The 23,781-nt window shown below is 47.7% G+C and carries 18 protein-coding genes; 7 read left to right on the forward strand and 11 right to left on the reverse strand.

Features of this window, described 5'->3' with window-relative positions; all coding sequences use genetic code 11:
* Nucleotides 1-166: 166 nt before the first annotated feature.
* The 4 genes from KFF03_RS07085 to KFF03_RS07100 all read left to right on the forward strand — a co-directional run bounded on the left by KFF03_RS07085 (nt 167) and on the right by KFF03_RS07100 (nt 6,930).
* Nucleotides 167-1,765: a Wadjet anti-phage system protein JetA family protein gene (locus KFF03_RS07085; RefSeq protein WP_255860172.1), complete on the forward strand. Its 1,599-nt coding sequence runs from the start codon at nt 167-169 to the stop codon at nt 1,763-1,765.
* 11 nt (nt 1,766-1,776) lie between these two features.
* Nucleotides 1,777-2,712: a DUF4194 domain-containing protein gene (locus KFF03_RS07090; RefSeq protein WP_255860174.1), complete on the forward strand. Its 936-nt coding sequence runs from the start codon at nt 1,777-1,779 to the stop codon at nt 2,710-2,712.
* Between the two features lie 11 nt (nt 2,713-2,723).
* On the forward strand, nt 2,724-6,365 hold the full coding sequence (locus KFF03_RS07095; protein ID WP_255860176.1) for an ATP-binding protein: 3,642 nt from the start codon (nt 2,724-2,726) through the stop codon (nt 6,363-6,365).
* Nucleotides 6,366-6,507: 142 nt separating this feature from the next.
* Complete coding sequence (locus KFF03_RS07100) at nt 6,508-6,930, forward strand: group II truncated hemoglobin (protein ID WP_255860177.1); 423 nt, start codon at nt 6,508-6,510, stop codon at nt 6,928-6,930.
* Here the strand turns inward: KFF03_RS07100 and KFF03_RS07105 are convergent.
* From KFF03_RS07105 to KFF03_RS07125, 5 genes are all read right to left on the reverse strand, one after another.
* The gene (locus tag KFF03_RS07105) at nt 6,927-7,571 is read right to left on the reverse strand and encodes a response regulator transcription factor (protein ID WP_255860179.1); all 645 of its coding nucleotides are present in this window, start codon (nt 7,569-7,571) and stop codon (nt 6,927-6,929) included. The genes KFF03_RS07100 and KFF03_RS07105 overlap by 4 nt on opposite strands.
* Nucleotides 7,571-9,070 carry a cache domain-containing protein gene (locus KFF03_RS07110; protein ID WP_255860187.1) on the reverse strand — a complete coding sequence of 500 codons (1,500 nt, stop codon included), beginning with the start codon at nt 9,068-9,070 and terminating at the stop codon, nt 7,571-7,573. The genes KFF03_RS07105 and KFF03_RS07110 overlap by 1 nt, the downstream gene beginning before the upstream one ends.
* 126 nt (nt 9,071-9,196) lie before the next feature.
* On the reverse strand, nt 9,197-10,492 hold the full coding sequence (locus KFF03_RS07115; RefSeq protein ID WP_255860188.1) for a TRAP transporter large permease subunit: 1,296 nt from the start codon (nt 10,490-10,492) through the stop codon (nt 9,197-9,199).
* A complete protein-coding gene (locus KFF03_RS07120; RefSeq protein WP_255860192.1) occupies nt 10,489-11,028 on the reverse strand; it encodes a TRAP transporter small permease subunit in 540 nt (179 codons plus the stop codon). The genes KFF03_RS07115 and KFF03_RS07120 overlap by 4 nt, the downstream gene beginning before the upstream one ends.
* A gap of 116 nt (nt 11,029-11,144) precedes the next feature.
* Nucleotides 11,145-12,203 (reverse strand): TRAP transporter substrate-binding protein, encoded by a 1,059-nt coding sequence (locus tag KFF03_RS07125; RefSeq protein ID WP_255860858.1) that lies wholly within the window; start codon nt 12,201-12,203, stop codon nt 11,145-11,147.
* Between the two features lie 394 nt (nt 12,204-12,597).
* On the opposite strand from KFF03_RS07125, the gene KFF03_RS07130 reads away from it, so the two are divergent.
* Nucleotides 12,598-13,086 (forward strand): DUF4136 domain-containing protein, encoded by a 489-nt coding sequence (locus KFF03_RS07130; protein ID WP_255860193.1) that lies wholly within the window; start codon nt 12,598-12,600, stop codon nt 13,084-13,086.
* A gap of 72 nt (nt 13,087-13,158) precedes the next feature.
* On the opposite strand, the gene KFF03_RS07135 is transcribed toward KFF03_RS07130, so the two are convergent.
* The 4 genes from KFF03_RS07135 to KFF03_RS07150 form a co-directional block, all read right to left on the reverse strand.
* On the reverse strand, nt 13,159-16,251 hold the full coding sequence (locus KFF03_RS07135; RefSeq protein ID WP_255860195.1) for an efflux RND transporter permease subunit: 3,093 nt from the start codon (nt 16,249-16,251) through the stop codon (nt 13,159-13,161).
* A 2-nt stretch (nt 16,252-16,253) separates the two neighbouring features.
* Nucleotides 16,254-17,345 (reverse strand): efflux RND transporter periplasmic adaptor subunit, encoded by a 1,092-nt coding sequence (locus KFF03_RS07140; RefSeq protein ID WP_255860197.1) that lies wholly within the window; start codon nt 17,343-17,345, stop codon nt 16,254-16,256.
* Between the two features lie 131 nt (nt 17,346-17,476).
* A complete protein-coding gene (gene cobB / locus KFF03_RS07145; protein WP_255860199.1) occupies nt 17,477-18,220 on the reverse strand; it encodes a Sir2 family NAD+-dependent deacetylase in 744 nt (247 codons plus the stop codon).
* Between the two features lie 2 nt (nt 18,221-18,222).
* On the reverse strand, nt 18,223-19,542 hold the full coding sequence (locus KFF03_RS07150) for a patatin-like phospholipase family protein (RefSeq protein ID WP_255860201.1): 1,320 nt from the start codon (nt 19,540-19,542) through the stop codon (nt 18,223-18,225).
* Between the two features lie 65 nt (nt 19,543-19,607).
* On the opposite strand from KFF03_RS07150, the gene KFF03_RS07155 reads away from it, so the two are divergent.
* Entirely contained in the window at nt 19,608-20,246 is a 639-nt protein-coding gene (locus tag KFF03_RS07155) for a riboflavin synthase subunit alpha (protein ID WP_255860203.1), read from the forward strand.
* A 25-nt stretch (nt 20,247-20,271) separates the two neighbouring features.
* On the opposite strand, the gene KFF03_RS07160 is transcribed toward KFF03_RS07155, so the two are convergent.
* Nucleotides 20,272-20,514, reverse strand: coding sequence for a glutaredoxin (locus KFF03_RS07160; RefSeq protein ID WP_255860205.1), 243 nt, complete (start codon nt 20,512-20,514; stop codon nt 20,272-20,274).
* A gap of 24 nt (nt 20,515-20,538) precedes the next feature.
* Here KFF03_RS07160 and KFF03_RS07165 point away from each other — a divergent pair, with 24 nt between their 5' ends.
* Entirely contained in the window at nt 20,539-21,297 is a 759-nt protein-coding gene (locus tag KFF03_RS07165) for a sulfite exporter TauE/SafE family protein (RefSeq protein ID WP_255860207.1), read from the forward strand.
* 50 nt (nt 21,298-21,347) lie between these two features.
* Here the strand turns inward: KFF03_RS07165 and KFF03_RS07170 are convergent, their stop codons facing one another.
* On the reverse strand, nt 21,348-23,690 hold the full coding sequence (locus tag KFF03_RS07170; RefSeq protein WP_255860209.1) for a hybrid sensor histidine kinase/response regulator: 2,343 nt from the start codon (nt 23,688-23,690) through the stop codon (nt 21,348-21,350).
* Nucleotides 23,691-23,781 lie beyond the last annotated feature (91 nt).

Consider the following 23,781-nt stretch of genomic DNA (forward strand, 5'->3'; position numbering starts at 1 on the left):
TTCCACAACAAAATGCCTACGCAGTATACCCATGCTTTTCACCGACGCGAACCCCTGTCTGGGCGCTTCTTATTAAGCTTTGTAAATGGTTGTGAATGTGGGCTGGTGTTCATCCGCTGCTTTCAGTAATCTAGGTCGGTTTTAGTCAGCGCCGAAATAGAAGTGTATGTTTTTTGAACAGGAACGAGGGCAGTTTTTCCGCCCTCTTACCGGTAAATACCGGGCTCAGGTAATGGAGTGCCTGCGCGAGTTGTATCAGCGCCTTTACAGCTCCAGCAGCGCCGACTACGGCCAGGCATTGGCTCGCGATACCTTAATTGAAATTTTCCAGGAAGCGCTGGTGCGCTCGCCCCAGCTGGCCGATGGCGACGATGCTGAAACTAGTCAGCCTGAAAGCAGTCAGGCTGATGTTGAGTCGGGTGGTGAAGCCGAGCACGAAGGCCGCTTTAAAAACAGTCGTGAGCACTCGGTTTGGGTGTTGAATCAGCTAATGGATCACGGCTGGATTGAAAAGCAGGTAGATGAAGCAACGCTGCAAAGTACCTTTGCCTTCAGTCGTTATGGTCGTTTGTTTACCGAGCCGTTTGTATCGGAAAGCCGCACCACTGCACGTACCCGTCATCGCAATACCCGTAACACCCGCAACTCGCTGGAATCTTTCCTCGAGCGTGGCGATGTATACGATCTGCTGGATGCCTACGAATATTCCGAACGTATTATCAGCGACTTCACCGATGTGATTGCTGAGCTGGAAGAGCGTAAACGCGATCTGGTGCGTGAAATGGAAGATCAGTTGCTGGTACAACGTGCCAGTGAAGCCTTTTTTGATTTTATGGAAAATCGTTTCCAGCCGGATCTTTCAGTCCGTTTATCAGCAGATAACGTGGAAAAACACCGGGACCAGATCAGCAAGCTGATTAAAGGCATCCGCAAGCAAGATAAAGTGTTTAAAGCGTCAGCGGAAAAGCGCCTGCGTGAGTTATTGCCGGAACTGGCTCAAGAAGGCACCTCGGTGTTGTGGACCTTATTAGATGGTATCGATCAGCGTTTGCGTAACGCCAGCGATATTATGTTGCCAGCGTTGCGTAAAGCGCTACAAAGCTTTACCAAACGTGCCGATATTATTATTCGCCAGATGAGTTATCTGGCATCACAGCAGCACAACGATGTGCTGTCTGTGTGCAAACATTTGGCGTCTCAGCCGGAAGAAAAACAAAACGAATTGTTATTACGCGCAGGCGATATGATGGCGGTGCCGGAGATTGGTTTTGTCGATCCGGCCAGCGTGAAAATGCACGCGACTCGTCAACGTCGTACCGTTGAAGCCGGACTGGATGATGGCGGCGGTGATTTTGATATTGATGCACGTAAAGATATTTATGTGCAGCAGGTGTTGGATCAGGCGTTTTTGGTGAACCAGCAGGCACTGCGGTCTTATATGCGCCAGCATTTAACCTCGGGTAACAAAATTTCCACCCGCGATTTACCGATTGAATCGGCTCAGGATTTCCTCGCCGTTTCCCACGCGATTGGCCTGGGTGCTTCCGATGGTTTATCCAGCGAATTTGAATTCCGTATTGATTACGCCGACGGCTATGGCCCGGACCTGCCGAACGCCACCGCCGAAAATGACGGTGCCGCTGGCGAATATTTTGAACGAAAAGACCACTTCAGTTTTGAGCTGGTGATGAAAGAAAGCGCTTCCGCTGAAACCAGTCCTGAGACTGGTGAACAAAAGAGCAATACCGAGGCCCAGGCGGATTAGAGAGAACCGATATGTTACAAGCCATTGATAAAGACTTAGAAAAAGAAGGCCTCAGCCAGCGCGACTTTTCCGAATTATTAGTTCGCCTGTTGGATTACGGTGTGATCTGCCGTGATGAAAGCCAGGTAGAGCAACAACTATACGACCGTTATTTACGTCTGGAAGAATTGGTCGCGGATTATTTAACCGTGTTGGGTATTCGTATTCAGCATGATCGTCGTTTTCAGTTTGTGCGGTTGTATCCACCAGGTGCTCAGGTACCGGGTATGGAAGAAGATCCTCAGCCGGGCAACCAGGCGTTCCGCACTCGTTTAACTCAAAACGAAGTGGCGTTAACGCTGGTATTACGAGCGCAATACGATAAAGCGCTGCGTGAAGGCTTAGTCGACGAGCAGGGCTGTGTCATGGTATCGCTGGAAAGCCTCAGCATTGCCATGAAAAACCTGCTGAAGCGTACTTTGCCTGACAATCTGACCGAACGTAAACAACTGTTCCGCCGCTTAAAGCAATTACGTTTGGTGCAAATCAGTAACGAAGATCAATTGACCGATGGCGATATGTGGTTACGTGTTCGTCCGATGATTATGAGTTACGTCAGTGATCAGGTGTTATCCGAATTATTAGAAAATGAGTCGGACGAAGAATCTGAAAATCAAACGGATGATGCTGAAAATGCAGAAACTTCAGGTTCAGAAGAGCAGCAAGAAAATTCAGAGTCTGAAGAAAATGCTGAAAATTCTGATGAAGAACCTGAATCCGCAAACACTGTTAAAGCAGACGTTGTAGAAGAGAACACTGTAGAAGAGGACGTTGCAGAAGCAGAAGCGAAACCATCAGGCGAAGCTGAAAGCGAAGAACAGACAGCAGAAAGTGAAGCATCTTCAGAACCGGCACAGTCTGAAAAAGAAGCGCCTGCCAGCTTATTTGGCGATTCATCGGAGGCATAAGAGACAGCACCATGTTTTTAAAGAAATTTGTATACGTAAACTGGGGCAATATTCCAGCCACCGAATTTGAATTTGGCCCAATTAATTTATTATCTGGCGGTAACGGCTCGGGTAAAACCACCGCAGCGGATGCGGTGCAAACCATTATGACCGCCGCCCACGATACTTTATTCCATTACAACCCTGGCCAGGATGAAGCCACACAGCGTGGTCGTGGTAAAAACGTACGGACGTTAGCGTCTTATGTTTTAGGTTGTGATGACGGCTCCTACGCTCGCCCGAACGGTGCGGTGGGTTATTTAGCGGCGGTGTTTCATCCAACTCAGGGGGAAAGTGGTGAACCCTTTACCGCTGTCATTGGGGTTAGTGCGTCGATTGATCGTGCTGGTAGCCAGCCAGTGGCGCGTCAGAATGATCTGCAATTTTTTATTGTTTCCGGTGAGCAGTTAACGCTGTCGGACTTTATTTCAGAAGATTTAGAAGGCGCTAAAAACGTATTACCGCTTAATAAATTCAGCGCTAATTTAAAGCGCCGCATCAAAAGCGACAACGTTGAAAAATACGACACAAAAAAACAATATCTGCGTCGTTTATACGGTGCTTTGCGTGGTCGTCATGATGCAGTGAATGAGCGTGAGGCGATGAATGCCGCCCGTACCTTCTCACGTTTTATGGCGTATAAGCCGGTGAAAAGCATCAATGGTTTTGTGCAGAATGAAATTCTTGAAGCCAAAGATCTCGGGGATGCCATTCGCAGCGTGTCCGATCTGATGAAAACCATTTATGCGATGGAGTCAGATGCCAATACGTTGGCCGAAACCATTCAGATTCTGACCAATACCAAAGGTGCGTCGGATCGTTATATTGACCAATGGATCGATTACAACGTACTGGAATACACTGCCGCCAAAAGTCGCTATTTAAACGACCAGCGCTTGTACCTGTCGGCAAAAGAAGGTCAGCAGGCGTTACGTGAACGTTTAAGCAATGCTGAAAAAGAGCGTGAAGTCTCTCAGGAACGTCGTAAGCAATTACGTGAGCAATTAATCTCCATGGAAGCTCAGCGCCGTGGTATTGATGCGCTGCAGGATAAAGATGCAGCGGAGCAAGCGATTGAAGAGGGCAAGCGCCAACTGCAACAACAAGCGGTGCCGCTGTTAGAACAAGAACAGATGTTACAAGCCAGCTTACGTGCTACTGAGCTGGTGTATGGCGCGTTGCAGAAAACCTCGATTGGCTTGGACATTCCATCGCTGGGTTCGAAAAAAATCATCGATCAGGCGAAACAGGTATTAGCCATTAAAGATCAGGGCGCGGTGGATTTCCGCAAACTGATGGGCAAAGACTGGATTGATTTATCGCCGCTGGAAGCGCATCTGGATGATTCCCGCGAGCAACAGAGTTTATTAAATCAATGGCGTGATCGTTTCCATAATGTTGAGCTGGAAAGCAGTGGTATTTCGCTACGCGATCAGATTTCCAAGCAGGTGGATAAGCGCGAACAAAAGCTGCAACAGATTCAGGGCCGAATGGCGCAGAAGCAGGCGGATATCGATAGCCTGGAAGCGCGTCAGTTAAATTACCCGGGTTTTGTGCGTCAGGCGCTGGAAGTGATTCGTCGTGAATGCCCGCAGGCCGATCCGCGTGTATTAGCCGACTACGTCGAAATCACCGACCCGGCCTGGCAAAGCGCGATTGAAGGGTATATCGGTGGTGCACGTTTCAGCATTATTGTGGAATCTCAATTCGAAGCGGAAGCAGCGCATATATTACGCTCGATCCCTGGTGGCAGCCGTGCCCGGGTAATTCAGGGTGAAAAAGCGAAAAAAGACTGTGATCGTATTCGTGTGCCGTCGAATTCCATAACCCACTTAATGGAATTTGAACACGCGACTGCTCGTTATTATTTAGAAGCCAGTTACGGCACCGTCGAGCAAGTCGAAGACCTGCACGTGCTGCGTATGACCCGCCGTGGTGTCACCAAAGAAGGTCTGGGTTCCGGTTCCTATTCGATTTACCGTTGTGACCTTGACGACACCGAGCTGGTGTTTGGTATGGGTGCTCGTGAACGGGCTTTGGCGGCGAAAAAATCCGAGCTGGATGCCATGGCGGAACAAGCCAACGAAGCGCAGTTCCAATTGCGTCAGGTGGAGCAATTCCACGATGCGGTGAATTTATTACGCCATGTCACCTTTGCTGACCAGATTCAGAACATGCTGGACACTCAGTATCAGATGCAGCAGGCCGAAAACGCGCTAAATAATGTCGATGTATCCGACTTCTCCCATCTGGAAGATGAATTCAGTGCATTAAAAGAAAAAGGCGACGATCTGGATGCCCAGATCAAAGATCTGGACGGGGAATTAGGTCGTTTACAGCAGCAATTAAATGACAGTGAACGTCAGTGTAAAAAGCTGTCGGATGAGCAGGAACGTACTTCTGAAATTGCCGATCAAAAAGAAGAAAACTTGCGTCATATTGTTTCTGTATGGCCAGAGTTTGATACCGAAGCTCGCTTAAAAGCCGCCGATGACGAAGCGGCTGAAAGCCCAGCCGAAGCAGTTGAAAACCAGCGTAAATCCATCGCACAGGAATTAAACAGCACCGCCTACGAAATTGAACGCAATATTGGCGAACATAACCTGCGTTGTCAGACGGTGGATGCCATTGTGTATACCCCCAATTACCGTGATGAACACGGCATTGGTTTCTTTAAAACCGTGTGTGGTTTAGAGCGAGAAGTGGAGCGGGTTCATAACCGCCTGAAAAATAATATTCTGGTGGAAAAACAGGAGCAGTTAGTACAGCTACGTGAAAGCTTTAACAACGCCTTTGTTACCAACCTGTGCCACTCAATTTACCAAGCCATTAATGACGGCAAACGTATTCTTGAAGACCTCAATAAAGAACTGGCGCACCATCAGTTTGGTGCCGACCGGGAAACCTATTGGTTCGATTGGGAATGGGTGCCGGAATACAAAGAATATTGGCAGTTCTTTGAAGAAATTATCAAAAACCCATCGTTGGGTGATGGCGCTACCTTGTTTGATGCGGATCTGCCAAAATCCGCCCAGCGCGTGCGTGATCAGTTAATGGCGATGTTGCTGGACGAAGACGAACAAAAAGCCATGCGTGAACTGGAGCGTATTTCCGACTACCGTAACTACCGCTCTTACGAAATTTATAAGCAGCCAGCCAATAAAGACCCAATTGCGTTAAGCCAATACGGTACCGGCTCTGGCGGTCAGCTGGAAACACCGGCGTATATTATCCGCTCTGCCGCGATTACCTCAGCATTCCGTTTTAACGAAGGGGATACCCACCTTCGCGTGGTGCTGGTGGATGAAGCCTTCTCGAAGATGGACGAAACCCGTTCTAAAGAAGTGATCAACTACCTGACCGAAAGCCTCGGTTTGCAGTTGTTGTTTATTATGCCAACCAGTAAATCAGGCCCGTTTATGGATCTGGTGTCTAATCAGTTTGTGTTCTCCAAAGTGCCTCTTGTGGGAGGGCAAAGCAAAGGGGAATTACAGACTAAGGTGCTGGTGGATCGACAGCAGTGTAATCAGGATAAGGTGAAAGAGTTGTGGGCGAATCATCGCCGCACGATTCGACATCAGGCGGGTCTCGATTTTATGGAAGAGTTCGCTTAAAAACTACCTACGTTGCCAGCACTACGTTAAAAATCAGCTCAAAATGCTCATTTATGACTTATAAACTGCGCTTTTTCGCTGATTTTATGCCTTGTGCTGACTGCCTCGGAAACGTTTTTAGTAGTGAACTCAGGAATATTGTATGAATAAAGCTATTTATGAAACCGGCCTCACTTATGGCGAAGATGATGGCTCGTTTCGCACGGCTGGCGGCGTTGTTGGTGTTCGTAAGCTGGTGGATGCCTTTTACGATGCCATGTGTGAATTGCCGGAGGCGAAAAAAGTACGTGATATGCATCCGGATAATCTGGATGAATCGCGCGATAAGCTGGCACGCTTTTTAAGTGGCTGGCTCGGCGGGCCAAAACTGTTCAGCGAAAAATACGGGCCAATACGGATTCCGGTGGCGCATCGCCATCTGGAAATTGGCCCAGCCGAACGCGATGCCTGGTTATTGTGTATGAAAGTGGCTGCGGATCAGCAGCCATACCCGGATGATTTTAAGGAATATCTGCTGAAACAATTGTTTGTTCCGGCAGAAAGGTCACGCAACAAAGATAGCTAGCGGCGAGTGATACCTTTATCCAGCGCGTAACGAATCAACCCGGCGGAGGTTGAAATATTCAGCTTTTGTTTGATTTTCAGGCGATGGGCTTCGACGGTGCGTACAGAAATGTCCAGCTCTCGGGCAATTTCTTTATTGCCCATGCCATCTGCAAGCAGCACCAGCACATCTTCTTCACGAGGGCTGAGTATGTCGTCGCTATGCTTCTGGCGGGTATCGCTGAAATCGGTAAACAGAGTTTTTGCAACGCTGGAGCTGAAGTAGGTGCCCCCTTGATGTACCGTCTGAACCGCAAGAATTAACTCTTCTGCAGCGACATCTTTTAATACATATCCGGCAGCACCGGCTTGTACAACTTTCAGAATATACTCGCGGTCATCATGCATGGTGATTATCAGGATTTTAATATCCGGATAACGTTTTTTAAATTCAATGCAGGCTTCCATACCATTCATTACTGGCATTGAGATATCCAGCATAACGACATCCGGTTTTAACTCTTCTGCGGCTTGTAACGCCTCAAGGCCATTATTAACGTCGGCAATAACGCTCAGACCTTCTTCACTCTCGAGACTGACTTTCAAACCTTCGCGAACCATCGGATGATCATCGGCAATAATAATACGGATCGATTTAGACATTATTTGCTCTCTCTGCGTTGAGTGGAGGTTGTACTGTAATCAGTGACTGAAGGATCGACTTCATCACCGGATATTATATTTCTCAGACCTTTTGGGTCGTGTTCAGTGAGTTCTGTAGTCGAACTCAGATCCTGAACCGGGGTAGGGTTCAGGGCAAGCTCAGCACGAATACTGGTGCCTTGCTTGTGGTGACTGCGTACATTGAACTTACCGCCAAGCAGCTCAACACGTTCACGCATATTCATCATACCAATCCCGGAGTCGAGGTGCTCTTTAGGGACAAAGCCATTGCCATTGTCTTCAACAATCACAGTCACAAAGCGGTCGTTACAGCGAATGTCGACTCTTACTTCGGTGGCGTGTGCATGTTTCTGAATATTGGTAATCGCTTCCTGAATCAGGCGATATACGGTCATTTCAATGGCATCCGGCAAACGTGCTTCCGGTAAACGGATTTTACGTTTCACATCAATTTGTCCCTGATTTTCAAGGGAGTCCAGAATGCCATGGATTGCCGATTTTAATCCCAGATCATCCAGTAGTATAGGGCGCAGGTTGTGTGAAACACGGCGAACTTCCTGAATCGACAGATTTAATAACTCTTCGGTTTTGCCCAGGTGTTGTTTGTCCAGGTCTTCGGGCCACTTACGTTTAATCAGACCCAGGTGCAGTTTTGCGGACACCAGCAGTTGGTTGATGCCATCGTGTAGTTCTCTGGCAAATGCCCGGCATTGCATAATCTGAAAGGTGACTGAGCGATGCGCCAGCTCTTTCAGGCGGTCATCCGCCAGTTGTGTGGCATGGATATTAATAATAATGACGATAACAACCACCAGAGCCAGCGTTACGGCCAATAATAAAGAGGCTGCCACAAAGGTGCGGCGAATATTGGCATCCACTTTATTTTCCAGTTGCTGAACTTCTGCTTCGATATCGTCAAGGTACAAACCAGTGCCCATCATCCAGTTCAACTTAGGAATATGAACGACATAACTGAGTTTATTGGTTTTTTTATTAATGGATGGCTGATGCCACACATACTGATAAAAGCCACCACCAGATTCGGCTATTTTCAGCATATCGCGAATGATGTACTGGCCATTCACATCTTGTGTGTCAATCAAATCGCGGCCAATTAAATCGGGCTGTACCGGAAGCACGATATTGACGCCATCGTCACCGTAGGCAAAAAAGTAACCATCAGGGCCATAGGTCAGGCTGGATAAAATGCGTTTGATTTCGTATTCGGTACGGGTTCTGGAGAGGTTAAAACCTTCATCCATTTCCTCAAGAATGGGTGTAATGGAGGTCATTGCCAGATTGACGTAATCACGTAAGGCACGGCGTTTATCTTCCATGAGTGATTCTTTGACAATCGATTGTTGTTGCTCAGATAAACTTTTTGCCTGGCGTTGTGTGACCCAGGTAATGGTCAGTGTCAGTGCGACCAGAGGTAAGACGGTCAGCAATAAAATTTTTGCTTTTAAGGTGATGTTCATGTTTTTCGCCGGTTTTTTATTATCGTTTTCATCTCAGGATAACGAAAAAGGGCGGCCATAGGCCGCCAAAGTGTCGCTGTATCATAAAACCTGTGAAAAAGTATCGTACTCTTTCATAGTGTGTTGTTAATAATCGGTCAGGCCGTAAAACTCCGGGAACAGCAGAATGGAGATTACAACAGCCACCTGGATCATGATAAATGGCATCACACCGCGATAAATATCGGTTGTTCTGACGCCGTCCGGTGCTACCCCTTTGAGGTAGAACAGGCTGAAGCCAAACGGTGGCGTCAGGAACGATGTCTGTAAGTTCATCGCGATCAGAATGGCAAACCAAACCGGGGCAATATCCAGCGCAATCGCTGCAGGTGCCAAAATCGGAACAATAATAAAGCTGATTTCCACAAAATCGATAAAGAAGCCCAGAATCAGAATGGCAACCATCGACAGAATCAGGAAACCCATCTGGCCACCCGGCAAGCCGGATAAAATTTCTTCAACGATGTAATCACCACCAGTGTAGCTGAAGGCCATAGAAAATGCCGTTGCGCCCAACAGAATAGCGAAAACCATGGAAGAAATTTTGACGGTTTCCTGAGCGGATTCATACAGCATTTTGAAACTGAACTGGCCGTAAACAACCGACAGGATAATGGCTCCGATACCGCCCAGTGCAGAGGATTCTGTTGGTGTGGCAATGCCCGCAAAAATAGAACCTAATACAATCAGAATCAGCGCCAGTGGTGGGATAATCGCTTTGATTGCACGCATGTATTCTTCACGTTTATTGCCTGCATCTTCATCCATTGGCATTGCCGGAGCAACCTCAGGTTTGATCCAGGAATAAATCAGGATGTAGGCGATATAAATACCAACCAGCATCATGCCCGGGCCGACGGCCGCCTGGAATAAATCGCCCACAGGGATACCCAGTACGTCACCCAGAATGATCAGTACGATAGAAGGTGGGATAATTTGTCCTAAGGTGCCTGACGCGCAAATTGTGCCGCAAGCTAACGATTTGTCGTAATTGTATTTCATCATTACCGGCAGTGAAATCAGGCCCATTGCCACAACAGAAGCGCCAACAACGCCGGTTGATGCGGCTAACAGAGCACCCACAAGAACGGTAGAAATTGCCAGACCGCCACGAACGCCACCAAACAGCTTACCCATGGATTCCAGTAACTGTTCTGCTAATCGGGTTTTCTGTAATACGATGCCCATGAAAATAAACAGAGGCACTGCCATCAGCACCACATTTTCCATAATGCTCTGAATGCGGAAGGGCATAAATGCAAACATATCAGGACCTTCGGCGATCAAACCGAAAATCAAGGCGACGCCGCCAAAGGTAAATGCCACTGGGAAGCCGAATAACAGCATCAGCAGGGCAACAAAAAACATGACAATACCGATCATAATTCTGGCTCGTGTGGGTTGATGTGTTTAGCCTGCTCCGGGTGCAGCGCCACTCGAATGCTTTGCAAAATTAAGCCAACACCGGCAATGGCCGTGGCGAAAAATGCAAAAGGAATAACCGCTTTAATGATCCAGCGGTGAGGTAAACCACCAGGGTCTCCCGAGGTCTCACCCAGCGCGTAAGCTTCTTTGGCGAAATCGACGCCGTAATACGCGACCAGTAAGCAGAAGGGCAGTAATAAAATAAAGCCACCCAGAATATCGATCAGGGATTTGGTGCGATCGCTACGACCTTCATAAATTAAATCGACACGAACATGGCCACCAACTTTTAAGGTGTATGGGACGCCTAACATGAACATGGCGGCAAACAGATGCCATTCCATTTCCTGCATGCCGATGGAAACATCATTCAGGGCGTAACGCATGACAACATCAATAAAGACATTCACCAGCATCAACAGGAACAAGATGGCAGAAATTGTTCCGAGTAATTCAGAAAAGCGGTTTATAAAACGCTCGGCCTGATAAAGCATGGGATTCTCCGGTGTTACTTGCACTAGCCAATGCTTCACAGCAGCGGCTAGTGCCTGGAGTTATTTTTATTGACTGTAACGGCTATGTATTCAGCCGTCGCAGTCAGAGGTTGGGGTTATTGCGCGATACTGTTCAGGTACGCTTTGTCAGAAATTTCGGTCCAGCGGCGCGCTTTTTTCAGGTAGCTTGCCTGTGAATCCAGAATTTCTTTTGCCAGAGGGTCAGCAGCCGCTTTTTCAGCCAGCAGTTCTTCGTTGGCTTTGCGCATGGCGCTCATGACTGATTCCGGGAAGGTTTTGATTTGTACGTTTTTGTACTCGTTTTCAATTTTTTGCAGGTTCTCTGCAGACTCATGGTACGACTGGATGTACATGTCATAAGCGGCGGTACGCATGGCAACACGCAGGATTTCCTGCAGATCTGCCGGTAAACGGTCCCAGCTACGCTTGTTGATCATAAATTGCAGCTCAGTGGCTGGTTCATGCCAACCGGTGTAGTAGAACGGTGCAATTTTGTGGAAACCCATGCGCAGGTCCAGAGACGGGCCTACCCATTCCAAAGCATCGATGGTACGGCGTTCCAGTGCGGTGTACAGTTCGCCCGCCGGGATATTGGTTGGTTTGGCACCCAGTTTCGCCAGTACTTCGCCAGCAAAGCCCGGGATACGCATTTTCAGGCCTTTTAAGTCATCCAGAGAGTTGATTTCTTTCTGGAACCAACCACCCATTTGGTTACCGGTGTTACCACCCGGGAAACTTAACACGTTGTATTTGCTGTAGACTTTTTCCATCAGCTCCATACCACCGCCGTAGTAGAACCAGGAATATTGTTCCGGTGCTGTCATACCAAATGGCATGGTTGTGAAGTACAGCGTTGCTGGTACTTTGCCCTTCCAGTAATAAGACGCTGAGTGACCCATGTCATACTGGCCAGCACGAACCATATCAAAGACACCTAAGGGTGCTTTGTGTTTGTTTTTGGAATCGATGGTGATTTTCAGTCGACCTTTAGACATTTTTTCGGCCATGGCTGCCATATTGCGTGGCGCATCACCAAAAACCGGGAAGTTCGTTGGCCAGGTTTCGGCCAGCTTCAGGCGGTAAACTTTTTCTGCTGCCTGAGTGGGGGCAACAATGGCTAGGGTACAGACACCGGCAGCAAGCCAGCGTTTCATACGGTTAAGGCTGATCATTTGTTGTTATCCTTTGGGTTGTTGGGTAACCGGATTGAGACCTGCTCCGGGCAAAGTGCTCAATGCTGTAATTGATAGTGCAATGCGGATGATTCAGAGCCTATTCGCATGACTGCGGGGTTATTTCGTTATTGCGAAGTTGCTGGGCGATAAGTGCTTATTGGTTGTGCGTAATAATACTTATCGGCTTGGTTGTAGACCCTCCCGGAAACGAGAGAATATGGGGTCTCTTTGGTATGACCAATGATCCATATTAAAGGATGCGACTTTGGTAGAAATTCGGTAATCTCAACCTGAAAAACAGCTGATGTCGCTGGTCAGGATGCCACATCTCCCTAGCCAGCAGACTCTAACCCTCAACAATAAGGATAATGAAATGAAATTGTTAGCTGCCTTCATCACCGCTTGTTTCTTAATCGGTTGCTCTGCCAATGCGCCGCTGGATTACCGCCAATCACCGGATCGTCATGCTGCGGATTACCAGACCTTCACGCTGAAATCGATTGATAATGTCAAAGGCACCACGCCACAGGCAATGGGAAAGGTCGGTCAGGCGATTAAGTTTGCCCTGGAACAAAAGGGCCTTAAATATGTAGACCAGGGGGCTGATCTGTTAGTGGAATATGCCGTTGGCGTTAAGAACACTCAAAAACTGAATATGCAGTACTACCCAACAGGCCAGGGCATGTACACCCGTCATGATGTAGCTTCAGCGAAAATTGCTAAGCTGGTGATCAATATTAATGATGTTGCGGATAAGCGTTCTATCTGGTTGACCAGCGGCTCTTCTGAAATTGCTCAGGAAGAAAAAACGCAGGATGAAATTAACCAGGCGTTTGTTGCAATTTTTGCACACTTTGAGTAATCGATTTGGAATCAAAAAAAGGGGCATTTCGGTAACGAAATGCCCCTTTTTTATTGGGTTGGATGTTCTGAATTATTCAGGGTTGCGAATACCATGCATCATGGCATACAGCACCGGAACAACACCTAGCGTCAGTACGGTTGCGAAGGCCAGACCAAAACAAATAACCACTGCCATGGCACTGAAAAACGGGTCAATCAGCAGCGGTAATAACCCCAGAATCGTGGTTAAAGCTGCCATGGTTACCGGCCGCAAACGACTGATTGATGCATCAAAAACCGCATCGTATTCGGCTTTGCCCTGAGCGATTTCGAGGCGGATTTGATCGACCAGAACAATCCCGTTTTTCACAATCATGCCGGACAAACTGAGTAACCCCAGCAAGGCCATAAAGCCAAATTCCGCATTAAGCACCAGCATACCGGCAGCAACACCAATGATTGCCAACGGCACACATGCCCAGATCACCAGAGCGCTGCGCAGTTCATTAAACAGCAAGACCGTAATAATAAACATGAACAGGTAGCCCAGTGGCAGTGACGCATAGACGCTTTCTTCCGCGTCGGTTGATGCTTCAAATTCACCACCCCATTCCAGTTCATAACCCGGAGGTAACTCTATGGCCTCAATTTCAGGGCGTATACGATTGAGCAGGTCATTGGCAGTTAATCCGCTGTTCAGAGTCGGGTCAGCATAAATCTGAATGGTGCGTTTACGGTCGCGCCGGGCAATAATCGGATCTTCAAATACCAGATCGAATCGCTCAACCACTTGTTGTATCGGGATGTAGCGGTTGAATACTGGGCTCCAGATCTGCAGATCCATCAAGCTATCAATATCCAGTCGTTCGATGGCCGGCGGACGCATGATAATCGGTTTCAGAGTGGTGCCTTCGCGATAAATACCAATCGGTTTACCGGATACGCTCAACAGGAGCAGATCGTCCAGATCCTGTCGGGAGATTCCGGCCCGTCTGGCATTATCTTCATCAAAAACCGGACGGATAACTTTTTCTCTTTCACGCCAGTCGTGGCGAATATTATCGGCATAGGGGTCGGCTTTCAGTATTGTTTTCGCCTGCTCGGCTAACTGACGTAACTTCACCTGATCAGGGCCAAAAAAGCGAACCTCGATTTTGGCACTGGTTGCCGGGCCAATTTCCAGTCGTTTGAATTTAATTTCAGAACTCGGCATCTGGCGCTGGGTCCAGACTCTGGCTTCATCAATCATGGGGGTGATCATGTCACGGTCTTCTGTACGAACCATGACTTGCGCAAAAGCTCGATACTGACGCTCGGGAGCATAAGTCAGCATAAAACGTAATTCACCCTGACCGACCGTAGAGGATGTGAACTCGACGCCAGGCTGCTTAAGAAAATACTGTTCCAGAGCTTGTGCCTGTTTTTGTGTCGCATGAATATCGCTGCCTTCTGGTAGCCAGATATCGACCAGGAACATCGGCGTATTAGACGGCGGGAAAAAGCTTTGCTTAACAAAACCGAAACCATAAATAGCCGCTAACAATGCAACCAACATAACGACTCCGGTCGTGGCACGGTTGTGCAGCATCAGCGCGAGTGCTGTGCGGTAAAAGTCATAAAGCGCCCCTTTATAAGGCTCGGTATCGGTTTTGTCTGACGCGCCTTGTTCTTCCTGTTTGGCAAATAACAGATTGCATAAAAACGGTGTCAGGCTGAGTGCCGTAAACCAACTTAACAGTAGCGATATCAGTAATACATAGAAAAGCGGCCCAACAAATTCACCAGTGGAATCTGGCGATAATCCGATAGGAGCAAATGCAGTAATGGCAATAATGGTTGCCCCGAGCAGTGGCCATTGAGTTTGTTTGACAATTTCAAAGGCGGCGCGAACCCGGCTTTGGCCTTTTTGTAAGCCAACCATGATGCCTTCAGTGATAACCAGTGCATTATCTACCAACATCCCGAGAGCAATAATAAGAGCGCCCAGAGAGATACGATGAAGCTCGATATTCATCGACTTCATCACAATAAATGTTCCCAGAATTGTCAGAAATAAGACAAGACCAATAATCAGACCAGCTCTCGGCCCCATAAATACAAATAACACGGCAATAACGATGATGACCGAAATTAACAAATTCAGAACAAAGCCCTTGGACGACGCTTCTACTTCGGCAGGTTGGTCATACAGTGTGTTTAGTTCTACTCCTAACGGTTGGTTGTATTTCAACTCGGCCAGCTTATGGCGAATTGCATGGCCAATCTCGACCACGTTGACGCCCTGATTAAACGATATACCGATGTGCAGTGACGGCTGAGAGCGATAATTAACCAAGTGAGTTGGTGTATCTGAAATACCCTCTGAAATATTGGCGATGTCTTTCAGGTAGATGAGTTTTTCTGAACCAGGGTCGCTGACTAACAGGTCACCCATTTGTTGCACCGAAGTAAACTCCCCGGTTGGGTGGATACGTATATACTCTCCAGCATAACGAACGTGGCCTGCATCACTAACCGCGTTCTGAGTATTTAATAAGCTGTACAGGCGTGACATGGGAATCCCCAGGTTCGCCATTTTTTCACGCGAAATATCGATGAAAACCTGCTCTTCCTGAGCACCGGCAAACTCAACTTTGGCAACGCCCTCTACGGTTGATAACTCCCGCTTCAGAAAATCAGCAAAATCATCCAGTTCCTGGTAGGAATAATGATCGCCGCTGAGTGACAGTAAAACGCCATACACATCGGCAAAGTCGTCCAAAACAATCGGGGTGATAGCACCGGGTGGCAGGGCTGATTGCTCATCACGAACTTTTCGACGTAATTCATCCCAGATTTGTGGTAACTGATTTGATTTGTATGTGGGCTTGATAATCAGGTGTATCTGGGAAAAACCACTTTTGGATATGGAGGTGACGTGGTCAATGTAGGGCAACGATTGAATTGCACTTTCCAATGGCGCGCTGACTTCTTCTTCTACCTGTAATGCATTCGCACCAGGGTAATAGGTCACGACCATGGCTTCTTTAATCGTAAACTGAGGGTCTTCCAGTCGGCCCAACCCCATATAGCTGACGATACCCCCAATAAGCAGAATCAATAACAACATCCAGCTGGTGGTGGAGTGTTGGATAAAATAAGTCGCAGCGTTATTGCTCACACTCGTATTGTGTTGTCCGTTCATGATTACAGGCCTCTTTCCTGTATCCAGGGACGAACACGCATACCTTCGCTTGCCTGATGGACACCGGCGGCCAGGATTTGCTCCCCAGGCTGAAGTCCGGACAACACTTCAATTCCTTGTTGTGTTAACTGTCCGACTTCAATATTACGTTTGGCCAATGTCATATCCGGTTTGATTGTCCAGACAGATGCCTGATTACTGCCCAGTTCAAGTTCCTGACCTTGGTAGAGAGCACTGGCAGGAATCAGAATCTGGTTTTTGATATTGCTGAGTACCTGATTAAGGTCCACATGAACGCTGGCAGACATGCCGGGCAGCAGGTTCAGAGAAGGAGGGCGTGGTAAGGTCAGGGTAACGGTGTAGCTGCCGGTTGCCCGATCAGCTTGCGCTGTGTGTTCTTTGTAGGTCGCTAAAAAACGCTTGCCCGGCAATGCTTCAAATTCAACTTCAGGCTGATATAAGTTGCTGCTGTCCTGATCGGTATTATCGCTGATATTCGCCATTAAATTTTCGGGCAATTGTAAGCGTACTTCGAGTTGATTTTGAATTTGCAGCATTGCAACCGGTGAGCCAGCAGCAATCGGTTGATGGTTATCAACGTAGACTTCGCCGATGACACCTGAGAATGGCGCTGTCAGGGCAGTGTATTGCAGGTCGGTTTTTGCGGCATTCAGTGCTGCTTGGGCGATATCAAGCTCCGCCTTGGCGCGGTCATACTGGGATTCTGAAACCTGTTGTTGACGATACAGATCTTCGATTCGGCGGAAGTGCAGGGTGGCTAAATCGAAGCGTGCTTTGCGGTCATCGACGGCAATCTGATAATTCACCGGATCGAGTCGTGCCAGCAGTTCTCCGCGTTTCACTTGTTGACCTGCATGAACCGGAAGTTGTAACAATTCACCCGGCAGGCGAAAGGCGAGCGCGGCCTGTTCTGCCGCCTGCACTTGAGCGGGAAATTTCCGCATCAGTACTTCATTGGCCTGAGGCACCTGATAGATTTTGACCGGGCGTACCTGTGGCTCTTGCTGATTATCTTCAACCTGACCACAGGCGGTGATAAACAAGGTGAGCAACAACATAAGGGGATAGCGCATATAGCTTTCCTGATGATTAAAGTTAAATAGCGTGCTGAATAAAGGTTAGCGCGTATTGTAGGTGATGAAAGGGCTGTTTGATCAGCGGCTGATTCTGCAACCTGTTGTTCTGAATATTGAACTAATAGAGGTCAGATTGTCTGCCAGGTTTTCAGAATCTTCGGAACTTCTGTGCCTGCAGGTCCTTGGATATGTTGATGAAACAAGCGATTAACCTGGGAGGGTTCCAGATTTATTTCCAATGTGTAGGCGCCGGCTGCGCGAGCGATCTCAACAAATCCTGCAGCTGGGTAAACATGCCCGGAAGTGCCAATGGATATAAATAAATCACACTGTTCCAGCGCCTGATAAATGGTATCCATATGCAGCGGCATTTCACCAAACCAGACAATATGAGGACGCAGCGTATTGTGATTGATGTGGCAGCAGGTACAGCGGCTTTCGGGGGTTATGGGTTGTTTCTGCTGATGTATTTGTCCTGAGTTAATACAGCGTGACAAGGCGAGTTCGCCATGCATATGCAGCAAATTTTTGCTGCCCGCCCGGTCATGCAGGTTGTCAACATTTTGTGTTACCAGCAAAAACTCATTATCCGTTTTTTGCAGAAAATGCTGTTCAAACGCTGCCAGAGCATGGTGGGCGCTGTTTGGGGCAACATCGTTCAGTTGAGCCCGTCGTAAATTGTAGAAGTGCTGAACCAGTTCCGGGTCTCGCGCAAATGCCTCGGGTGTGGCGACATCTTCAATTCTGTGATGCTCCCACAGCCCATCATTATCCCGGAATGTTTTGACACCTGACTCAGCCGATATGCCTGCACCGGTTAATACAACAATTTTTTGGGGTGAGAGTAATTTCAGGGAATCTTCAGCAGGCATCGTTAACTGGCGCGATTAACCGCACGTCCTTCAAAATGATCAGAGAAAAACTCTTTTATTTCATCTTCGCGTGTCATGGCATCGTTATATCCCAGGTCAATCAGGTTCTGGCAGAACCCTTTGGAAAATAACAAGTAACTGAGAATACCAGAGCCATTACGGCTTGTATTGCCACTGCCACCAATGGCCATTTTTAAGGCTTTAGGAATTTCATCGGCGTGTTCCCCGGCAATATCGTCGAGTGACTGGCTGGGGTTAATTTCCAGTAAATCGATTTTGCGTAATTCCATACCTTCTTGCTGACGTATTTTTTCCGGAATTTTTTCAACCGTACGGTTGATCCGTCGTAAGCGCTCAACATCGGTTTCCATGGAATCAAGGAAGGCGGCGTTCAGCATATGCCCCATCATTTTCGCTGGAGTCGGATATTCCAGTTGTTGGCGGCGTTCTTTGCGTTTGTGTGCGACACCACTGACACCAATCACCATAATTTTTTCAGCGCCCAGGTGTAATGCCGGGCTGATGGGTGCCAGCTGCCGAACGGCACCATCGGCAAAATATTCACGATTGATTTTCATCGCCGGGAAAATCATAGGAATCGCAGACGAAGCCATTAAATGATCAACATTCAATCGTGCACGTGAACCAATGCGACGTTCTCGTTGCCAGTTGGTAATGCTGTAATGGCCCTGGAAAAAACTCACGGATTCACCGGATTCCAGCCCCGAGCAGTTGATCGCAATAGCATGCAATGCACCGTTGTCGATGGCCGTTTGAATATTGTCAAAACGAATGACTTCTGAAAGCAGTTTTCGTAATGGCGTATTATCTAACAGCGAAACCGGGTCGTGTTTATAGCCACGGCCAATCACCAGGCTGCGAATAAGTTTCGCCAGAGTGGAAGACACACCTTTGAAATCGGTGCGGTAGATCTGATCACATTCAAAGTGTGACCAGATACGTTCCAGGTGGCGTATACCAATGCGGTAATTATCGGCATAGCTGGCAAGCGCAATACCGTTGATGGCGCCGGCTGATGTTCCTGAAATCACATCGAATGGGTTGTAGTCGCCACGGGGAAGAATCTTGTGAATGGCTTTTAATACACCAACCTGATACGCCGCACGCGCGCCACCACCGGATAATATTAATCCGGTTTTCTGATAGCCATTGGCTTTTTGATAACCAGAGGCTGTTTGGAAACTATCTGTGGTACCCATGCTGCTAGCCCCAATATTGTCTGTGTCGAGATCGTTTTGTGCGCTGGGGCTGTTTTGTGTATTGGGGTTGTTATCTGTTAGCTGCTGCAAATCTCCATCCACCGTCGGTAACCCTGTTTCTCTATTTTAGTGCATAATGCCGCCCTTGGTACCGATGGGAGTGATTTATGTTTACCGGCATTGTGCAAACTAAGCTTGCTGTTACAGAAGTAAAGCGAGCGGAAGCGTTTGCTACCTTTATTTTCGACTTTCCTGAGCGCTTGTTACAGGGGCTGGAAATAGGTGCATCCGTTTCGATTAACGGTACCTGCCTGACCGTTCGCACCATCGACAATAACCGGGTCAGTTTTGATGCTATTGGACAGACTCTGAAGGTGACAAACCTGGGGCAACTTGAGTCCGGCACGGTGGTGAATATAGAGCGTGCGGCCCGCTACGGGGATGAAATTGGTGGCCATGTGGTTTCAGGTCATGTGATGGATCAAGTTGCGGTAACCGATGTGATTGATAGCACCAATAATCGGGTGGTATGGATGCAGCGTCCGGCCAAATTGGCGCCGTATTTATTAGATAAGGGCTTTGTTTCATTGAACGGTTGCAGTCTGACGATTGCTGAAGTTGAAGACGAGCGTTTTGCGGTGCATCTGATACCAGAAACGCTGGATGTCACGGTATTTGGCGACATTCAGGCTGGCGATTGGGTGAATCTGGAAGTGGATGCTCAAACTCAGGCTGTAGTAGATACGGTTCGTCGTTTGATTGGTGACCAGGATGATTTAAAAAAACTGCTACAGGCAGGATCGTAACGCTGCCTGTAACCGAATGAAGTGATCAGAGAGACTTCAGGTAGTTGATGATATCGGCCGATTCAAACATCCAGTTTTCTTCGCCGTTATCATCTTTAATCAGCAGGCAGGGCACGGTCGTGCGGCCGGTTTCTTTTTGCTGGTATTTACGATGTTGCTGATCTTTTAAAACATTGCGTTTTTCTACTTCGACATTCACGTTTGGCAGGGCACGCAACACCCGCTGGCAAAATGGACACATGTCGTAGTAGTACAAAGCGTATTGCATAAAAGCTCCCGAATTTGAGTGTGTATGGATTATAGCGAACAAATCCTGTTATTTCTGATTGCTGTGGTGGCGAACTGGTTTTCAGCGTTAGCCGGCGGTGGCGCTGGTTTGATTCAGCTCCCCATTCTGATTTTTATGGGGTTACCTTTTCCGTTGGCGTTGGCAACACATAAAATTGCTACCGTTGCGTTAGGAGTGGGTGCAACCCTCCGTCACTTACGTGAAAACCATCTGGACAAGGTTATTCTGGCCCTGATCCTGTTTGCAGGTGTACCGGGAGTGATTGGAGGCGTCTTTTTTATTCTCGACGTTCCCGAACGACTCGCAGAAATAGCGCTGGGCCTGTTAACACTGGCACTGGCTGTTTATTCCTGGTTCAAACCACAGCTTGGTCTGCAATCAGACCACAAACATCGTGATTGGTTCGGATTTTTTATGGGTGGTGTTGTTTTATTACTGATTGGTTTTGTAAATGGATCATTATCAGCGGGCAGTGGTTTGTTTGTGACTTTATGGCTGGTGTATTGGTTTGGTCTGGAATACAAGATCGCCGTTGCTCAGACTCTGGTGGCTGTTGGCTTAGGCTGGAATGGAACCGGTGCTATTACGATGGGCACCGTGGCTGATGTTCAATGGAGCTGGATTCCGGTTTTGATTGCGGGTTCGTTAGTGGGCGGCTACCTTGGTGCACACACGTCCATTCTTGCCGGAAATCTGGCGATTAAGCGGGTTTATGAAGTCGTGACATTGTTGGTGGGCATCAAGTTATTGGCCGGGGCCTGATCAAAATAAATGTAAAGAACAGAGGCTTAACAGGCAGGACAGTGAGCGTTTCAATGAGTAGAAGGCACCCACTTGTATACTGCTGCTCGAACCTGATCCAGGTTGATAGGTTTACTCAGGTAGTCGTTCATACCCGCTTCGAGACACAATTTCTCATCGCCGGACATGGCATTAGCGGTCACCGCTATAATGGGCGTATGGCTCTCTTTCAGCTGGCTCTTGCGTATTTGCCGGGTTGCTTCAAAGCCATCCATTACCGGCATCTGGCAATCCATAAAGATCAGGTCGTAGTGGTAGTTTCTACGGCGGTTTAATAACTCAATGGCTTGTTCACCATTGTCAGCAATGTCCACCTTAAGCTGTAAACGCCCCAGCATACTTTTTAAGACTTTCTGATTGATGGTGTTGTCTTCTACAACAAGCACATGCCCCAGCGCATTTTCGTCGGTGGTCTCGAGATTGAACGTTGAGAGTGACGCCAGTCTTGGGTTGGATTCACTGCTGGCTTTGCGGGTAGGGAACTTTAATAATACCGTTGTACCTTCATTTTTATGGGAAGAAACATGGATGTTACCTTGCAGGCAATGGCAGACTGCGCGCACCAGTGACAAGCCGATTCCCAAGCCCTGATAGCGGCGCTGATAGGAGGAATCCACTTGAGACATAAAACCCGAAACACGTTCAAGCTCAACGTCTGTCATACCGATACCTGTATCCTGAATCTGAATTTCCAGGCAATCGATATGATCCATTTCTGCCAGGGAGAAGGTGACTCGAATATGCCCGGCTTCAGTGAATTTAATGGCATTATCCAGCAACGCTTTTAAAGCATGGCGTACACATTTGATATCGATGTAAAGGCGTTCAGGCAGGCTGCTATCCTGAATGCACTCAAACGCCAGGTTTTTATGTTCGCAGCGAAGACGAATAGACTCTGAAAAGGCGGCAAGGACGGGTTTCAGTTCAATATTTTCCGGGCTGACCGTTCGTGTTCCGGACTGTAACTCAGTATAGGTGAGAACATTGTCCACTAATTCCAACATTTCATGGGCGCTGGTTTGAGCGTCTTTTAAAGCCAGATTGGCATCTTGAAGGTGACTGTCTGCGGCCAACTCCAGTGATCCCAGAATCCCATTGAGTGGTGTACGGAATTCGTGACTGATGGTCGCCAGGAAATCATTTTTCAGGCGGTTCGATTCCATCAGGCTTTCGGCTTTTTGCTCCAGCTCATCCTTGATGCGTTGCTCAGCTTGTTCTTTGTCATGCTGCAGAATATTGATCCGATCGGCTAATGCAAACGACAGCAAGACAATTTCAAAGACACTGCCAATTTTACTGGCATGAATGGTCCAGACATTACTGGGAAGAGCGCCATAAATGGTAATGATGGTAATCAGGCCACCAATAATAAAGGCCACCCAGGCTGCCAGAAAAAAGCGCGCTTCTCGTTTGCCTTTTAACAGAGTTGTTAGCGAGGCAAATAAAATGACCAATAAAAATGCCAGAACAACCGGAGCCGCAAGTGCCATGACCGTTGCGGTTGAGGAAACAAAAGCCAACAGCCCGGTAAAACCACTCATTGCCATGCAGGCTAATAAAGCACGGTCTGCATTTTTTGAATTGATATCGGTGTGCAGGAAGCTGCGAGTGAATGCGGTACCGAATACGCCAACCAATGCAATGGTCAGTGGTACCGCGAGTTGTGCAATAGCCGGGGACAGACTCCAGATAAATTGATAACCAATACCACTGGTTGATAGCTGGAGCGCTGCAAAAGAAGCAATGTAACCAATGTACAGCAGGTAACTTTTATCGCGAATACTGATCCATAAAAACAGATTGTACAGAAACATCGCGGCCATCATGCCGTAATACACCCCCAGGGCATATTGCTCGGTTGAGTGCTCTTCAATAAAAAATTCACTTTTCCATAAGGTGATCGGGGCCTGAACCGAACTACTGCTGTGAATATTTAAGTATACGACTTGTTCTTTATGAACCGAAAAATCCAGTGGCACAACAAAATTTCGGTGTTCAATAGGGCGTTCTGCGAAAGATTTGAGATCCCCGAGTTGCCATAACGCAAGACGGTTGCCGTCGTTATCTTCAATAAAAATATCGAGCCGGTCGAGTAATGGGTAACCAACCTCTAATAGCCATTTAGTATGCGCCTGGGCGTTATTGCGGACATGAAACTTCAGCCAATAGCCGGATTTGGTAAAGCCTTCGTTGAATACTTTTTTGGGGTAGGGGGAGAACAGAATCTTATTGTTCTTCAGATAGGATAACGATAGTTGTGAGAGTGGGTCCTGAAGAATATAGAGGGCTTTCTCAGTAGAAATTTTGGACTGCTCATCAGTCAGAATCAGCCAGTTCTCTTTATCTGTGTTCACCAAATGAGCGATTGCTGACGGACTTGTGAGCAATAGCAACATAACGATGAAGGTCAATTGAGATCTTAACTTGAACATGTACAGTAGAAAT

Source organism: Bacterioplanoides sp. SCSIO 12839 (assembly GCF_024397975.1).
Classification (GTDB): Bacteria; Pseudomonadota; Gammaproteobacteria; order Pseudomonadales; family Oceanobacteraceae; genus Bacterioplanoides.

Bases quoted from the DNA above. Each gene is read 5' to 3' on its own strand.
- KFF03_RS07120 (WP_255860192.1), bottom strand. From the start codon at position 11,028: ATGCTTTATCAGGCCGAGCGTTTTATAAACCGCTTTTCTGAATTACTC.
- KFF03_RS07105 (WP_255860179.1), bottom strand. From the start codon at position 7,571: ATGTCTAAATCGATCCGTATTATTATTGCCGATGATCATCCGATGGTT.
- KFF03_RS07085 (WP_255860172.1), top strand. From the start codon at position 167: ATGTTTTTTGAACAGGAACGAGGGCAGTTTTTCCGCCCTCTTACCGGT.
- KFF03_RS07155 (WP_255860203.1), top strand. From the start codon at position 19,608: ATGTTTACCGGCATTGTGCAAACTAAGCTTGCTGTTACAGAAGTAAAG.
- KFF03_RS07100 (WP_255860177.1), top strand. From the start codon at position 6,508: ATGAATAAAGCTATTTATGAAACCGGCCTCACTTATGGCGAAGATGAT.
- KFF03_RS07095 (WP_255860176.1), top strand. From the start codon at position 2,724: ATGTTTTTAAAGAAATTTGTATACGTAAACTGGGGCAATATTCCAGCC.
- KFF03_RS07125 (WP_255860858.1), bottom strand. From the start codon at position 12,203: ATGAAACGCTGGCTTGCTGCCGGTGTCTGTACCCTAGCCATTGTTGCC.
- KFF03_RS07130 (WP_255860193.1), top strand. From the start codon at position 12,598: ATGAAATTGTTAGCTGCCTTCATCACCGCTTGTTTCTTAATCGGTTGC.
- KFF03_RS07110 (WP_255860187.1), bottom strand. From the start codon at position 9,070: ATGAACATCACCTTAAAAGCAAAAATTTTATTGCTGACCGTCTTACCT.
- KFF03_RS07160 (WP_255860205.1), bottom strand. From the start codon at position 20,514: ATGCAATACGCTTTGTACTACTACGACATGTGTCCATTTTGCCAGCGG.
- KFF03_RS07165 (WP_255860207.1), top strand. From the start codon at position 20,539: ATGGATTATAGCGAACAAATCCTGTTATTTCTGATTGCTGTGGTGGCG.
- KFF03_RS07140 (WP_255860197.1), bottom strand. From the start codon at position 17,345: ATGCGCTATCCCCTTATGTTGTTGCTCACCTTGTTTATCACCGCCTGT.
- KFF03_RS07135 (WP_255860195.1), bottom strand. From the start codon at position 16,251: ATGAACGGACAACACAATACGAGTGTGAGCAATAACGCTGCGACTTAT.
- KFF03_RS07090 (WP_255860174.1), top strand. From the start codon at position 1,777: ATGTTACAAGCCATTGATAAAGACTTAGAAAAAGAAGGCCTCAGCCAG.
- cobB (WP_255860199.1), bottom strand. From the start codon at position 18,220: ATGCCTGCTGAAGATTCCCTGAAATTACTCTCACCCCAAAAAATTGTT.
- KFF03_RS07115 (WP_255860188.1), bottom strand. From the start codon at position 10,492: ATGATCGGTATTGTCATGTTTTTTGTTGCCCTGCTGATGCTGTTATTC.